At 38.8% G+C, this 15047-nt stretch carries 12 protein-coding genes; 7 read left to right on the top strand and 5 right to left on the bottom strand.

Going from position 1 to position 15047, the window contains the following annotated elements:
* Nucleotides 1-35: 35 nt before the first annotated feature.
* Nucleotides 36-854, bottom strand: coding sequence for a PhzF family phenazine biosynthesis protein (locus F959_RS06110; RefSeq protein ID WP_004878400.1), 819 nt, complete (start codon nucleotides 852-854; stop codon nucleotides 36-38).
* A gap of 244 nt (nucleotides 855-1098) precedes the next feature.
* Here F959_RS06110 and F959_RS06105 point away from each other — a divergent pair, with 244 nt between their 5' ends.
* On the top strand, nucleotides 1099-1749 hold the full coding sequence (locus tag F959_RS06105) for a DJ-1/PfpI family protein (protein ID WP_004878399.1): 651 nt from the start codon (nucleotides 1099-1101) through the stop codon (nucleotides 1747-1749).
* A gap of 76 nt (nucleotides 1750-1825) precedes the next feature.
* On the opposite strand, the gene icd is transcribed toward F959_RS06105, so the two are convergent.
* Nucleotides 1826-3082, bottom strand: coding sequence for an NADP-dependent isocitrate dehydrogenase (gene icd, locus F959_RS06100; protein WP_004878398.1), 1257 nt, complete (start codon nucleotides 3080-3082; stop codon nucleotides 1826-1828).
* A 194-nt stretch (nucleotides 3083-3276) separates the two neighbouring features.
* Between icd and F959_RS06095 the strand changes: the two genes are divergently transcribed.
* Complete coding sequence (locus F959_RS06095; protein WP_004878397.1) at nucleotides 3277-4080, top strand: rRNA large subunit pseudouridine synthase E; 804 nt, start codon at nucleotides 3277-3279, stop codon at nucleotides 4078-4080.
* 78 nt (nucleotides 4081-4158) lie between these two features.
* Here the strand turns inward: F959_RS06095 and F959_RS06090 are convergent, their stop codons facing one another.
* A complete protein-coding gene (locus tag F959_RS06090; protein WP_004878396.1) occupies nucleotides 4159-4809 on the bottom strand; it encodes a hypothetical protein in 651 nt (216 codons plus the stop codon).
* Between the two features lie 191 nt (nucleotides 4810-5000).
* Nucleotides 5001-7232, bottom strand: coding sequence for an NADP-dependent isocitrate dehydrogenase (locus tag F959_RS06085; RefSeq protein WP_004878395.1), 2232 nt, complete (start codon nucleotides 7230-7232; stop codon nucleotides 5001-5003).
* Nucleotides 7233-7723: 491 nt separating this feature from the next.
* Between F959_RS06085 and uraH the strand changes: the two genes are divergently transcribed.
* Nucleotides 7724-8122 carry a hydroxyisourate hydrolase gene (gene uraH, locus F959_RS06080; protein WP_004878394.1) on the top strand — a complete coding sequence of 133 codons (399 nt, stop codon included), beginning with the start codon at nucleotides 7724-7726 and terminating at the stop codon, nucleotides 8120-8122.
* Nucleotides 8123-8207: 85 nt separating this feature from the next.
* Here the strand turns inward: uraH and F959_RS06075 are convergent, their stop codons facing one another.
* Nucleotides 8208-9911 carry a M61 family metallopeptidase gene (locus F959_RS06075; RefSeq protein WP_017196731.1) on the bottom strand — a complete coding sequence of 568 codons (1704 nt, stop codon included), beginning with the start codon at nucleotides 9909-9911 and terminating at the stop codon, nucleotides 8208-8210.
* A gap of 170 nt (nucleotides 9912-10081) precedes the next feature.
* On the opposite strand from F959_RS06075, the gene F959_RS06070 reads away from it, so the two are divergent.
* From F959_RS06070 to phrB, 4 genes are all read left to right on the top strand, one after another.
* On the top strand, nucleotides 10082-11401 hold the full coding sequence (locus F959_RS06070) for a D-alanyl-D-alanine carboxypeptidase PBP6B (RefSeq protein ID WP_004878392.1): 1320 nt from the start codon (nucleotides 10082-10084) through the stop codon (nucleotides 11399-11401).
* Between the two features lie 93 nt (nucleotides 11402-11494).
* On the top strand, nucleotides 11495-12781 hold the full coding sequence (locus F959_RS06065) for an NAD(P)/FAD-dependent oxidoreductase (protein WP_004878391.1): 1287 nt from the start codon (nucleotides 11495-11497) through the stop codon (nucleotides 12779-12781).
* Nucleotides 12782-12894: 113 nt separating this feature from the next.
* A complete protein-coding gene (locus F959_RS06060; RefSeq protein WP_004878390.1) occupies nucleotides 12895-13377 on the top strand; it encodes an FKBP-type peptidyl-prolyl cis-trans isomerase in 483 nt (160 codons plus the stop codon).
* A gap of 115 nt (nucleotides 13378-13492) precedes the next feature.
* Entirely contained in the window at nucleotides 13493-14935 is a 1443-nt protein-coding gene (phrB, locus tag F959_RS06055) for a deoxyribodipyrimidine photo-lyase (protein WP_004878389.1), read from the top strand.
* The last annotated feature ends 112 nt before the right edge of the window (nucleotides 14936-15047 follow it).

The following is a 15047-nucleotide window of genomic DNA, read 5'->3' as shown; positions in this document are numbered from 1 at the left end:
TTTTTCTTTGTTTTTATATTGATTTAGTTAAAAACTTAAAGTGCAAGTTCCGCTTGCATATACAGACGTGCATAACCTGAGATTTCAATACGATCTTCAGATGCGATAACACATTCTAAAATCCCACCACGTTTAGAAGCTTGTAAAGCAATTAATCTTGTCTGATCTAATTTTTCAGCCCAAAGAGGTACAATCGCAGTGTGGATTGAACCCGTTACAGGGTCTTCATCAATCCCAATTGCTGGCGCAAAATAACGAGATACACAATCAAACTGCCCTTCTCCTCTTGCTGTAATTGCAACATCTGGCTGAGATGCCGTAATCGCTGTACGGACTTGTCCCAATAATTTGAGTTTTTCCAAGTTAGGTCGCTCGTCCAATACATCTTGCACTGTTTCATACTCAACAATATAAGCTTGAGCATTTCGATAAACTGCTTTAAACGGCTTGGTTAACCCGTCACGTAACGCTTGTGGATACTCAGAAACTAATTCAGCTTTACGAATCGGAAAGTTCATTTTTATTTTGCCATCTGCATCTTGGCTAACAATAAAAATCCCCAATTCACGTACATGAAATTGAATTGTTTTCGCCGTGGTAAAATCCTTAAAAAGAACAAAAGCACTGGCTAAAGTTGCATGACCGCAAAATGCAACTTCATCCGTTGGAGAGAACCAACGAATCTCATAGTTGCTCTCATCAAGCGTTTTCACAAAAGCTGTTTCTGATAGATTGTTTTCCATGGCAATATTTTGCATCAGCTGTTCATCTAACCATTCATCCATCACAAAAACTGCCGCTGGATTTCCTTTGAATAATTCTTTAGTAAAAGCATCAACTTGATACATTTTCATGGCACAGCACCTTCTCTGATTTTCAGTTATTTTGAACGTTTGGTAGATAAATCATAGATACAGTTTTTTCTAAATTTTCGATACACCTATTTTTTAAATACTTGGTCACTCGGATGTTCAAAAAATCCTCTAAATTCAGGCATCGCTTGCTATCAGATCAGCTCAAAAGTCCAATGATTTAGCATAAATAAAAATAAGCCATACAGTTATTCACACAGAAAAATAGGCAGCTCTTTATGGTGTTATGCAGATTAAATCTGTGAGAAATAAAGTGCCTATTCCAGTGAATGCTATCGTATTTGATGACTTTGAGACGCTCGATATTATGGGGCCTGTTGAACTCTTTGGCTTACTGCAAACCTATTATCAAGTGCAATTCTATAGTCTAAATGGCGGTTTAATTTCCAATAAACATGGGGTCACAATTCAGACTCAAGCTTTTGAGGCAATGGAAATCAATAGCCAAAGTATTTTAGTCGTACCAGGGGGTATCGTCACTTTTGAACTGATTAAAAATCAAGCATTCCTAGATGAGCTAAAAACTTTAGCTTCACAAAGTGGCTCTGTGCTGAGTATTTGTACGGGTAGCTCACTGCTTGCTGCGACAGGTATTCTTGATGGAATCAAAGCCACTTCGAATAAAATGGCCTTTGAACTCGTCAAAAAGTTAAATGACAAAGTGTTATGGCAAGCACGAGCACGTTGGGTAGTTGATGGAAAATTTTATACATCTTCAGGTGTGAGTGCGGGAATGGATATGACCCTTGCATTTATCCACGAGACTCAAGGTGAAAAAGTTGCGCAGTTATGTGTAGAAGAAGCTGAATATATTTGGAATAATGATCCAAATGTAGATCCTTTTTCTAAACTAACAACCACTGAAATAGTAGGCTAAAAATTACGACAGGAATTCTTAGCTGAAAATAAAAAAGAGCGGATCATACCGCTCTTTTTTCTTAACTCAATAAAAGTTAATCTTCCATATGCTCAATGATCGCTCGACCAAACTCTGAACAACGTAACAAAGTTGCATTTGGCATTAGACGCTCAAAGTCATAAGTCACAGTACGAGCGGAGATTGCACCAGAAACCCCTGTGATAATCAAATCAGCAGCTTCTACCCAGCCCATATCACGTAACATCATTTCAGCTGACAAAATAATCGACCCCGGATTGACTTTATCCTGTCCTGCATATTTCGGAGCTGTACCGTGAGTTGCTTCGTAAACCGCAATTGCACCACCAATATTTGCACCCGGCGCAATGCCAATTCCCCCAACCTCAGCAGCAAGTGCATCGGAAATATAATCACCATTAAGGTTTAATGTCGCAATCACAGAATAGTCAGCAGGTCGCATCAAAATTTGTTGCAAGAAAGCATCTGCAATCACATCTTTGATAATGATGTCTTTGCCTGTTTTTGGATTTCTAATTTTTACCCAAGGACCACCATCTAATAACTCACCACCAAAACGCTCAAGAGCCAATTCATAGCCCCATTCTTTGAATGCGCCTTCGGTGTATTTCATGATATTGCCCTTGTGAACAAGCGTCACAGAAGGTTTGTCATTATCAATTGCGAACTGAATAGCTTTGCGTACCAAACGCTGAGTACCTTCTTTGGAAACAGGTTTGATTCCAATACCACAACCCTCTGGGAAGCGGATTTTGGTTACACCCATTTCCTCTTGTAGGAATTTAATGACTTTTTTGGCTTCTGGAGAGTCGGCCTTCCATTCAATCCCAGCATAGATATCTTCTGAGTTCTCACGGAAAATTACCATGTCAGTTAACTCAGGATGTTGTACTGGTGATGGTACACCTTCAAACCAGCGCACAGGACGAACACATACATATAAATCTAATTCTTGGCGTAATGCGACATTCAATGAGCGAATACCACCACCAACAGGTGTGGTTAATGGGCCTTTAATTGATATAATAAACTCACGTAGAGCTTCAAATGTTTCTTCTGGCATGTATGTGCCATAAATTTTATCGGCTTTTTCACCGCAGTAAACTTCCATCCATTCGATCGAACGTTTGCCACCGTAAGCTTTTAAAACTGCAGCATCTACTACTGCTTTCATTGCTGGTGTAATATCCACACCAATACCATCACCTTCAATGAAAGGAATGATTGGATGATTTGGAACATTCAGTGACAGGTCTGCATTCACTGTGATTTTGTCACCATCTGCAGGAACCACGATCTTCTGATAACCCATTTTGCAGGTTCTCCCTCATGTATTTAGCGAATTTATACATGCCTTCTATGGCATACTTTCGTTTTTTATTACATGAAACAGTTTAGTTCAAAACAAAGGTTGTTTGCGATTTATACGGGAAATAACAACATTTTCCCTATAAATAAAAACCGTTACTTTTGTGATGCCGCCTAAAACCCAAGTAGTATATTTATATGAAAATAGTCGTATTTAACAAACCTTTCGACGTATTGTCGCAGTTCCGTGAGGATGAGGCTCATCTCACGCTTGCTCATTTTATTCACGACCCAGATTTACGTCTCGCAGGTCGATTAGATCTTGACTCAGAAGGTCTGATGTTTCTTACTGATCACGGCGGTTTAAATCAATACATTACCAACCCAGTGAATAAGAAATTTAAAACTTATCTCGCTCAAGTTGATGGTGATGTAACTGAAGAAGCACTTGAGCAACTTCGTAAAGGCGTTGAACTTGCTGATGGCATGACTTTACCTGCAAAAGCGATCAAAGTTGATGCACCTGAATGGTTATGGGAGCGTGATCCACCTGTTCGTTACCGTGCGAATATTCCGACGAGTTGGATTGAGCTGCAAATCTGTGAAGGTCGTAATCGTCAAGTTCGTCGTATGACAGCTGCTGTTGGTTTTCCTACTTTGCGTTTGATTCGTACTAAGATTGGTTCTATTGATTTAGTTCGTATGGGTTTGCAACCGGGCGAGCAAACCGAAATCGAACCTTTGCTATATCCTGATTTTAAAGATGTGCCTGAAGATAAGCCTTATCGCTCTCGTTCTTATGTGAAAAAACCGGGTGGTACTGGCGGTAAGCCAATGCATCAGAAGAAGAAAGATGGCGATGCTAACGGTGGTGAAAAGAAAAAGTCAGGTACTAAGCGTATTTGGCAAATGGATGAGAGCGAAAAACCACGTCGTAAGACCAATGGTACAACGCGTCCAAATACCAAAGCACCACGCGGTCGCAGCCGTAATGGTCGTTAATATCTTTTAAAGTATTAAGGAGCTATAAAATAGCTCCTTAATAACATATTTATTTTTCCAAATCTTTATGTTTAAACCTTAAATAGGCTGAAATTTATTAAAAAACAAGATGAAAGCCGCAACCATACTCAATGGCAATCCAATTTTAACTATCCAATATTCCAATTGATTCACTTCAGCAAAATCCTTTTTCCTCGTTAAAAGCCATTTTCTTATAATCCAAATATGTGCAGCCAAACATAATAAGAGAGCAATGATTATAAAAAAAATATTATTTCCCTTTTTAGGACTAGTATCTACCAAAGAATAATCAATTTTTTTATTTTCCCCATTATTTATTATCTCAAAAGACTGAATATAATAAATAACATCTTGATTAGATCCCCCTATGCCTTCCTTATATTTTAAATTTTGAATTGGTAGGCCTCCACTTTCAATTATAGATTTACAGTAATTTTCTAAAGATAAGGCACATTCATCTGTATAAAAAAGTTGATCTCCTTTATATATTTTTAAATAATAATTCTTAAAAAAGCTTTTCCTTTTTACTTTATAAGAACTATATATCTTAAATGAAGAATCTTCATGAATAAATTTCTCAGTCCATTTGTAATTAAAGTTTTTATGATAAATATCAACTTGCATTGCCAAGATACCATAAGTAATTACAAGCAAAGTACAACTTATTAAGATTTCATTCCAACTCTTTCTTTCAACCATTATTTTCATCAAAACAATCTTCTATAATTTTAATTAGCGTTTGAAGTTTTCATCTTTACAACGTCATATCCTATTAAATTAATTTCCTTGGTATTTTAGGTCTATTTTAATTCAACCATTTAATATTATAAATAAAAAACCGATGCTTACGCATCGGTCTCTTTACATTACTAACAAGCTTGTTAGTTCGGTATTCACACTTAAATTGTTTCAAGCGCAGCATTAAGCGTAGCACTTGGACGCATTACAGCATTTACTTTTGCAGTATCTACTGCATAGTAACCACCGATGTCCGCAGCATTACCTTGTACTTGAGCAAGCTCAGCAACAATTTTCTGTTCATTTTCAGCCAATGCTTTTGCAAGAGGCGCAAATTTAGCTTTTAACTCAGCATCTTCGTCTTGAGCAGCCAAAGCTTCAGCCCAGTACATTGCTAAGTAGAAGTGGCTACCACGGTTATCCAACTCGCCTGTACGGCGTGATGGAGACTTGTCATTATCAAGAAGTTTACCAGTTGCTTGATCTAATGTTGTAGCAAGCAATTTAGCGCGGTTATTATCTTCTTTGATACCAAGCTCTTCTAAAGAAACAGCAAGTGCAAGGAACTCACCTAAAGAATCCCAACGCAAGTGGTTTTCTTCTACCAGCTGTTGTACGTGTTTAGGTGCTGAACCACCCGCACCTGTTTCGTACATTCCACCACCAGCCATCAACGGCACGATAGACAACATTTTCGCTGAAGTACCCAGTTCCATGATTGGGAACAAATCAGTTAAGTAGTCACGTAAGATGTTACCAGTTACAGAAATCGTATCTAAACCACGAGCTACACGCTCAAGCGTATAACGCATTGCACGAACTTGTGACATGATTTGGATATCTAGACCATCTGTATCGTGATCTTTCAAGTACTCTTCAACTTTCTTGATCAACTCATTTTCGTGTGGACGGTATGGATCTAACCAGAAGATTGCAGGCATACCAGAGTTACGCGCACGCGTTACAGCAAGTTTCACCCAGTCACGGATTGGTGCGTCTTTCACCTGACACATACGCCAGATATCACCTTCCTCAACATTTTGAGACATCAAAACTTCGCCAGTTTCTAGGTCAGTGATGTTTGCTACACCTGCTTCAGAAATTTCAAAAGTCTTGTCGTGTGAACCGTATTCTTCTGCTTTTTGCGCCATCAAACCAACGTTTGGCACTGTCCCCATGGTACGTGGGTCAAAGTTACCATTCCATTTACAGAAGTTGATCATTTCTTGGTAAATACGTGCGAAAGTTGATTCAGGCATAACCGCTTTAGCATCGTACTGCTTACCATCAGCACCCCACATTTTACCACCCGCACGGATCATTGCAGGCATAGATGCATCGACAATGATGTCGTTTGGCGAATGGAAGTTAGTGATGCCTTTTGCTGAATCTACCATTGCTAATGCAGGACGGTGTTCTTGGCAAGCGTGTAAATCTTCGATAATTTCTTCACGGAGTGATGTAGGTAGCGTCTCAATTTTCTCGTAGAGACCAGCCATACCGTTATTGACATTAATACCTAATTCGTCAAATAACTTACCGTGTTTTTCAAAAGCATCTTTGTAGTAAATTTTCACACAGTGACCGAATACGATCGGGTGTGAAACTTTCATCATGGTTGCTTTAACGTGTAATGAGAACAAGATACCAGCTTGACGACAATCTTCGAGTTCTTTCTCATAGAAATCGCAAAGTGCTTTTTTGCTCATAAACATTGAATCAATGATTTCACCGTCTTGAAGCGCAACTTTCGGCTTAAGCACAATGGTTTCACCATTTTTAGTGATGAGTTCCATTTTTACGTTACGTGCGCGATCAAGCGTCATTGATTTTTCACCGTGGTAGAAGTCACCTTCTTCCATGTGTGAAACGTGAGTTTGTGACCATTGCTTCCACTCGCTCATTGAGTGCGGGTGTTTCTTAGCATAATTTTTAACAGCAGTTGGTGCACGGCGATCAGAGTTACCTTCACGTAAAACAGGGTTTACTGCTGAACCAAGACATTTACCGTAACGAGCTTTGATTGCTTTCTCTTCTTCAGTGGTCGGGTTTTCTGGATAGTCAGGGATTGGAAAACCTTTTGATTGAAGCTCTTTGATACATGAAGTCAACTGAGCAACAGAAGCACTGATATTTGGAAGCTTAATGATGTTTGTATCTGGATCTTGCGTGAGACGACCTAGCTCCGCAAGGTTGTTAGTCACTTTCTGCTCGTCGCTTAAATAGTCCGAGAATTCTGCAAGTACACGTGCAGCTACAGAAATGTCACTCTTGACAATCTCGATGCCAGCTGGCTTAGTAAAGGTCTCAATGATCGGCAGTAGAGAATAGGTCGCCAGTAGTGGCGCCTCATCAGTCAGTGTGTAAATGATTTTTGACTTTCCACCAGCCATATATAGCCCCTTGTGTTAGGTTGAGTTTTTGAGGAGCGAGCTTTTGACCCAGTCCTTTAAAACCGGTTTGCTTAAATAAGGTCTGAGAGTATCAGCCCTGATCTTGTCGCAGTCAACGCAATATCCCGTGATAATGACATTTCGCTACGAAATAATAGTATAAAGCTTAAGCTTTACCACTAACGAACCGGTTAGATTAAATAAAACATGAGAGTATCAGCTTTGATTACTTCTCAGTCAATGCAATATATCGTGATAACGACATTTCGCTACGAAATACCACAATATGAATATTCTTTATCCAATTTGTGCATTCATCTTTGGACTTATATTTGTACATAAATATATGTCCAATCTTTTACAAGAAATATCTATTCATAATAGATTGTTTGAATCGAAACGAATATTCGACTCTAGTTTCATATACATTTTGTAAACCTAAATTTTGAACAAATGATTAAAATCATTTTTTTATTTTTAGGATCAGAAACATGATTAAAGCGCTTGTTCCACTTTCAGCGATTTTTATTTCATCTTTTAGCTTTGCTCAAAATCCGCTAAGTGTGCATGTTCTCAATTTAGAGAATGGTCTTCCCTCTGCTGGCGTAAAAGTGATTTTAGAAAAACAAGAAAAGGATCAATGGAAAGAACTAAGTAAAAGCACCACGAATCAACAAGGTCGAATCACTGCACTATATCCACAGGATACTCCTTTTGAAAAAGGTATTTATAAAGTCACGTTTAAAACAGGTGAATGGTTTCAAAAGAACAAACAGAGTTCATTTTTCCCAGAAGTTCCAGTTATCTTCTCTGTAGATGGAAAACTTGAACACTATCATATCCCACTGCTTATTAGTCCTTATGGATATTCAACATATCGTGGAAATTAAATCCAATTAGAAAAAAGAGGGACTCTAAATCGAGCCCCTCCTTTCGATCAAGATCTTGATCTAAGAATTTAGATCATTGACTAAATCAGCCTTTCAACCAAGCGTCTAACTTCACTTGATCATCAATATTAAATTCAACTGTTGAGAGTAAATTTTCTCCTGCTGAAATTTCAAACTGCAACAATTCATCACGACGGAATGCATAAACTGTAAATGTGCCTTGTTGCTTTGCGTACTTCGCTAAGAGTTTTTCAGATGCCTTTAAACCATCAACGGCAATAATGACATCGTTAGCAGATAAGCCAGCCTGAGCAGCGGCACTCTCGCGACGCACTTGTTGAATCACAACACCTTCCGCCTTATCCGCCACTTTTAAACCAAATGGCAAAGACTTGTCATTTTTAATGCTGTAACTTAAACCAAACTCAGGGAACAACTGATCAAGTGGTAATTCATCTGTGGTATTGATGAGGTGATTGATTTGTTCAATCCAATTATCCCCTGTCAACTCATTACATAGCTCAACAATGGTACGATCATTTACCTGCATCCCATTTTGGGTATTTTCATATAAACGACGCATGAGAGCATCAAGATTCGAACCTCGCAAACGCAATCCTAAATCTAAACACAGTGCGACTAAGCTGCCTTTGTTGTAATAACTCGTTCCCGCGTTATTTGAGTTCTCATCTTGGCGATAGAATTTAATCCATGCATCAAAACTCGACTCAGAAACTGACTGAATAAAGCGACCAGGATTTTGCAAATAACGATCAATTTGTGCTTTGAGTAAATCTAAATATGACTTCTGCGAAATCACACCGCTACGCAATAAAATTAAATCATCATAGTAAGAGGTAAAACCTTCAAAAATCCAAAGTAAGCTGGTGTAGCCTTCTTTGTGCAAATCATAATTGGCAAAATTTTCAGGACGGATAAATTTAACTAGCCATGAATGGAAATACTCATGACTACATAAACCAAGGAAACGTTGATAATCCTTGGATGGCTCTTCAGCTTCGCCCGCTTTGGGAAGGTCATCGCGTGGCGTAATTAAACTCGTACTATTACAGTGTTCTAATCCACCATAACTATTACCAGTCGCCATAGTCATAAAGGTATAGTCTTTAAATGGCGCAGAACCAAACAGGTTAATTTCCGTTTCACAGATTTTCTTGATGTCTGCTTTTAAACGATCTAAATCGGTACTGTGTTTACCAGAAATCACAAACGCATGTGAAATACCATTAGCTTCGAAACTAAAACGACTTTGATCAGCAAGTTCAAATGGACTATCAATCAACTGATCATAATTTTCAGCTTTTAATGTGAAACGACCTTTGACGAGGCTCTTTGAAGTTAGACCTGTTGCAATCTGAAAATGCTTTAGCTCATTAGGTAGGAAAACCTCAACTTCACAAGGTGCTTGTTCTTGATCTTGTAAACCTAAGCAAACACATGCTGGGTTGATATATAAACGAGTTTGATCAACATAAGCACCACGAACAGATAAATCATATGCGTAGACATCATATTCAACCGTAATCAGCTCATGATCTGTATTGAATAAACGCCAGCGATTCTTTTCTGTCTTTTTAATGCTCAGTATGCGCCCTGCTTCATCGGAGGCTTTCACTGATTCAATATGCTTTGAAAACTCTCGAACCAAATAACTACCCGGTATCCACGTTGGCAACCAAAGTTCTTGGTTAGGATTTGCTAGAAAACGAAGGGTGACATGAACAAGATGTTGGCGATAATCGTCGAACTCAATTTGGTAGTGCAACATAGCTTTAGATCGTAAAAATAAGAACAATTTCTCACAGCTTAGCATTTTTTTACAAAGTCATGCGTAGATGTCGTAATTGTCAGCAAAAGTCGCTAGCTTCCATAGCCAAAAAGTCATAGGATGCTTCTTTCGCATTTCGTGCCATTGGATCGGCAACACAAGGTGTTTACGTGAAATTCATCCTCTCTCTCTTTACGTTGTTTAGCTTGCTATGTGTCAACTTCGCGCATGCAAATTTACTTAATATCGCACCAGAATCAGTTGAAGCACAGGCTTGGTCTATCATCGATGCTCAGTCGGGACAGATTATTTCTGAGCACAATAGTCATGTACAACGTGCCCCTGCTTCACTGACAAAAATGATGGTTGCTTATATCGCTTTAAAAGAAATAGAAGCTGGAAAATTACGTAAAGAAGACGTTATTACGGCAACGCCTGTGGTGAATACCATCATGTGGGATGAGTCCCAGATGTATTTAAAAGCGGGAGAACAAATTTCTGTTGATCAGCTTTTAGCAGGTCTGATAGTGATGTCTGCCAATGATGCGGCAGTAACACTTGCGGAAAAGATTTCAGGTAGTGTTCCTCAGTTTGTTGCTCGAATGAACCAAGAAGCTCAAGCACTTGGTATGAAAGACACTCACTTTAGTAATCCAGCTGGGATTACGATGACTGATCACTACTCTACTGCGGCTGATCTGAGCATGCTTGCAAAAGCAATCGTGAAACAAACACCAGAATATTTATATTATTCAAAAATGCCAAGCTTTAGCTATAACCAACATTTCCATCATGCAACTAACCTTGCATTAAAAATGGATCCAACAGCAGATGGTTTAAAGACAGGTTATACAAAAGCAGCGGGTTATAATTTGGCACTCACTGCTGAACGCCCAACCCTTAATCCTCATGTTGAAAAACGCCGTCTGATTGTTGTGGTTCTAGGTACGCCAAGTGCGGAAAAGCGTGCGGAAGTGGCGCATAAGCTTATGAATCTAGCTTATACCTATACGCGTGACGAAGAAGTTATTCCACAACAAAGATTGATCGCTGAGTTACCCGTAATTAAATCAACGTTAAAAATGTTTAAGGTTGAAACTCAACAACCGACGATTGTAACTACCTCTCTATACGCTCCAACGACACCCATCGACTTAAATAGCTTTGACTTAACGACACAACGTATTCATTTAGTGGATGCTAACCAGCAAGTAACATCGGTTGAGCCATTACAAACAACAAATACGCATATCAATATTGAGTTGAATGAACAGCATTTAACTGCACCATTGATGCAAGTGATGAACTTGGCAACTGTGTCAATTTATCAAAATAATCAGTTAATTCGCAGCTTTCAGATTGAGAATGATGTGCATATTGAAGAGGCTAATATTTTCCAGAAAATTATGATTTGGTTCTCTAATTTATTCTCATTTTTTTCAACCAATGATTCTAAGGTTGCCAAACTTTACCCTCTAAATCAAGGATAAAAAGTCTACTATTTTTATCAAGATTGACCATACAATCGTGAAAAAAGGATGGCATAATCCAACCATCCTTTCACAAAAATAATTAGGTTAATCATGAGCAAAACCTTACATCATATCGTGATTGTGGGCGGTGGCGCAGGTGGTTTAGAGCTTGCAACACAACTAGGTGAACGTTTTGGTAGACGAAAGAAAGCTAAAATTACCCTAGTCGATCAAAACCTCACACACATATGGAAACCTCTCCTACACGAAATAGCCGCTGGCTCTCTCAATCCTCACGAAGAACAAACCAATTATTTTGCCCACGCTGAAAAGCATCATTTCGAATTTGTACTCGGCACACTCATTAAGGTCAATAAAGACCAAAAGCAAATTGTGATTTCTCCCCCACAACTTTCCAAAGAACACACGCCTCAAATTCAAAACCTGACATACGATACCTTAGTGCTTGCCGTCGGCTCGGTATCTAATGATTTTGGAACAGAAGGTGTTCGTGAACATTGTCATTTCCTAGATAGCCGCCAGCAAGCTGATATTTTCCAACAAGATTTATTCCATCTTTATATCGAGGCGCAAAATCAAGCAGATGTACGCGCTTTGAATATTGGAATTGTCGGTGCGGGTGCAACAGGCGTTGAACTTGCTGCTGAGTTAATTGAAACCACCAAGAACTTCTACCGTTATGGCTTGAAGAAAATTGACCCTAAACAAGTCAAAATTACGCTGATCGAAGCATCTGACCGTATTTTGCCAGCATTAAATGAAAAGACTGCTGCGCATAGTGCAAAACAGCTTAAAAAAATGGGCATTGAAATTTTGACTCAACATAAAGTCCAAAAAGTGGATGAATCAAATGTCTATTTTAGTCATGGTGAAGTCATCCATTCAGATATCACAGTCTGGGCAGCAGGAGTAAAAGCACCTAAGGTTTTAGAAAGTTTCGAGGATTTCAAACGAGATAAGATTAATCGTTTGATGGTTTACGCGACGCTACAAACCTACTCCGATCAAAATGTCTTTGCTTTTGGTGACTGTGCGAATTGCCAGTTAGATGCACGTCAACCACCACTGGGCCCTCGTGCTCAAGTAGCCAGTCAGCAAGCAACGTTTCTAGTCGATGCAATGGCTGCTCGCATAGCAGGCACACCACAACCTATGTTTAGCTTTAATGATAAAGGTTCATTGGTTTCATTGAGCCGTAATCAAGCTGTAGGAGAATTGCTCGGCGATGTTAGCGTACAAGGCTTTATTGCAAAAACCATGTACGTCGCACTCTACCGACTGCATCAAGCGAATATTCATGGTTATACCCAAGCAGGTATGTTAACCATGAAAGATTTTCTGACGCGTCGTGTACGCCCAAAAATTAAACTGTATTGAGTTGAAATCTCAAATTTCGTTCCCATTTATAGTTGAATAGTGTCAAAAAGTGGAAAAGAACCTATTTTTCACTTTATGATGTACACCTAAATTGATTGAATGGATCAAATAACATGACTGCTATTGCAAATAACCACGTGGTTTCATTCCACTACACTTTAACAAACGCTGAGGGTGAAACACTTGATCAATCTCAAGGTGAACCACTTGCATATTTGCACGGCGCGGGCAACATCATTCCTGGTTTAGAAAATGCACTTACAGGCAAAACTGTTGGTGAGAAGTTCACTGTGAACGTTCCAGCTGCTGAAGGTTACGGCGAATACAATCCTGACCTAGTTCAAGAAGTTCCAGCTCAAATGTTCCAAGGTGTAGACAACATCCAACCTGGTATGCAATTCCAAGCTCAAACCGATGATGGCGTTCAAATCGTTACAGTTAAAGCGATCGAAGGCGAAAACGTTATCGTTGATGCAAACTTCCCACTTGCTGGTCAAGACCTTACTTTCGAAGTTGAAATCGTAGAAATCCGTGATGCTTCTCAAGAAGAATTAGATCACGGTCACGTACACGGTGTAGGTGGTCACCACCACTAATTCATTTCTTGAATTAGATTTTAAAAAAGCAAAGCTTCGGCTTTGCTTTTTCTTCACATAGACTTAGATAAAATAATAATTAATCTTTTAAATTGAATTTTAATACAGCCATTCTATGTCAAATGCTTATCAGTTAATTTGGTTTCGCCAAGATTTAAGAATCCATGATCATGCTGCGCTATGGCATGCAACTCAAGCTGGTCCTTGCATTGCAATCTGTATTTTGTCACCTGCACAATGGCGACGACATGATGATGCAGCGATTAAAATAGATTTTTATTTACGCCAATTACAAACATTGGAACAACAACTAAACGCACTCAATATTCCGCTGATTATAAAAAACATTGATCTTTGGAAAGACATTCCTGATTACTTCAACGCACTTCTGCAAGATATTCAGATTGAAAACATCTTTGCCAATATCGAACTCGGAGTCAACGAGTTAAAACGAGATAAGGAAGTACAAGCCTTTTTCAATTCACAAAAAAAAGAGTTTCATCTTTTTCATGATCGTACCTTATTTCCGATTGCCTCGATCCGCAATCAATCAGATTCTCCTTACCAAGTTTTTGGCGCATTCAAGAAAACCTGCTATCAACGTCTAGAACATGGTCTGCCGCAATGCTACCCATCACCCTCTTCTCAGAAAAAAATACAAATTGATATTGCTCAATCATCAACAGCGGATATCGAAACATTACGTTCAGTTTACTTGACCCAAATCAAGGATCGCCATTTAACAGAATGGCCTGTTGGAGAATCTTATGCTTTATCGTTATTAGATCAATTTATCAAAGATCATGTCACAGATTATAAAACGGCAAGAGACTTTCCAGCTCAATCTGGAACGAGCCAATTATCCACTTACTTAAATATCGGTATTATTTCGATTCGACAATGCATTCAAGCGTTGTTCAGACAACAACATGGTGATTTTTTAATTGAGTCTGAAGGTCAACAGACATGGTTAGATGAATTGTTGTGGCGTGAATTTTATCAACATATCTTATTTGACTTCCCGCAAGTTTCTAAGCATCAGCCATTTAAAGCATCTACTCAAAAAATCACATGGAATGATGATCCGAGTGGATTGGAACGATGGCAACAAGGGCAAACAGGCATTCCAATTGTTGATGCGGGTATGCGTCAACTCTTAGCGACTGGCTGGATGCACAATCGTGTTCGCATGATCTGTGCGATGTTCCTCAGCAAAAATCTACTCATCGATTGGCGTAAAGGTGAACAATGGTTTATGCAACAGTTGATTGATGGAGACTTGGCAGCCAATAATGGTGGCTGGCAATGGTGTGCCTCAACAGGAACAGATGCTGCTCCTTATTTTCGTATTTTTAATCCAATCAGCCAATCAAAAAAATTCGATGAAAATGGTGACTATATCCGTCGATGGGTACCTGAACTTGCCCATTTAGATGCTAAAACCATCCATGAGCCTTATGCAAAAAATGCAATAAAACACTTAGATTATCCACGCCCTATGGTTGATCTAAAGATATCAAGAGCAAAAGCGATTGAAGTATTTAAGACTTACTTATAAGTTGCCTCGCATATCATAAATTTAATAGATAAAAAATTTATGTTACTGTTTTATACAATTATTTTAAAAAATAAATAACATAAAACAATCGAATGCATGCGGCTAAAATGCT

The organism is Acinetobacter venetianus RAG-1 = CIP 110063 (assembly GCF_000368585.1).
Classification (GTDB): Bacteria; Pseudomonadota; Gammaproteobacteria; order Pseudomonadales; family Moraxellaceae; genus Acinetobacter; species Acinetobacter venetianus.
This window is presented reverse-complemented; position numbering and strand designations above follow the sequence as displayed.

Coding starts and splice junctions, on each gene's coding strand:
- F959_RS06110 (WP_004878400.1), bottom strand. CDS start 854: ATGAAAATGTATCAAGTTGATGCTTTTACTAAAGAATTATTCAAAGGA.
- F959_RS06105 (WP_004878399.1), top strand. CDS start 1,099: ATGCAGATTAAATCTGTGAGAAATAAAGTGCCTATTCCAGTGAATGCT.
- icd (WP_004878398.1), bottom strand. CDS start 3,082: ATGGGTTATCAGAAGATCGTGGTTCCTGCAGATGGTGACAAAATCACA.
- F959_RS06095 (WP_004878397.1), top strand. CDS start 3,277: ATGAAAATAGTCGTATTTAACAAACCTTTCGACGTATTGTCGCAGTTC.
- F959_RS06090 (WP_004878396.1), bottom strand. CDS start 4,809: ATGAAAATAATGGTTGAAAGAAAGAGTTGGAATGAAATCTTAATAAGT.
- F959_RS06085 (WP_004878395.1), bottom strand. CDS start 7,232: ATGGCTGGTGGAAAGTCAAAAATCATTTACACACTGACTGATGAGGCG.
- uraH (WP_004878394.1), top strand. CDS start 7,724: ATGATTAAAGCGCTTGTTCCACTTTCAGCGATTTTTATTTCATCTTTT.
- F959_RS06075 (WP_017196731.1), bottom strand. CDS start 9,911: ATGTTGCACTACCAAATTGAGTTCGACGATTATCGCCAACATCTTGTT.
- F959_RS06065 (WP_004878391.1), top strand. CDS start 11,495: ATGAGCAAAACCTTACATCATATCGTGATTGTGGGCGGTGGCGCAGGT.
- F959_RS06060 (WP_004878390.1), top strand. CDS start 12,895: ATGACTGCTATTGCAAATAACCACGTGGTTTCATTCCACTACACTTTA.
- phrB (WP_004878389.1), top strand. CDS start 13,493: ATGTCAAATGCTTATCAGTTAATTTGGTTTCGCCAAGATTTAAGAATC.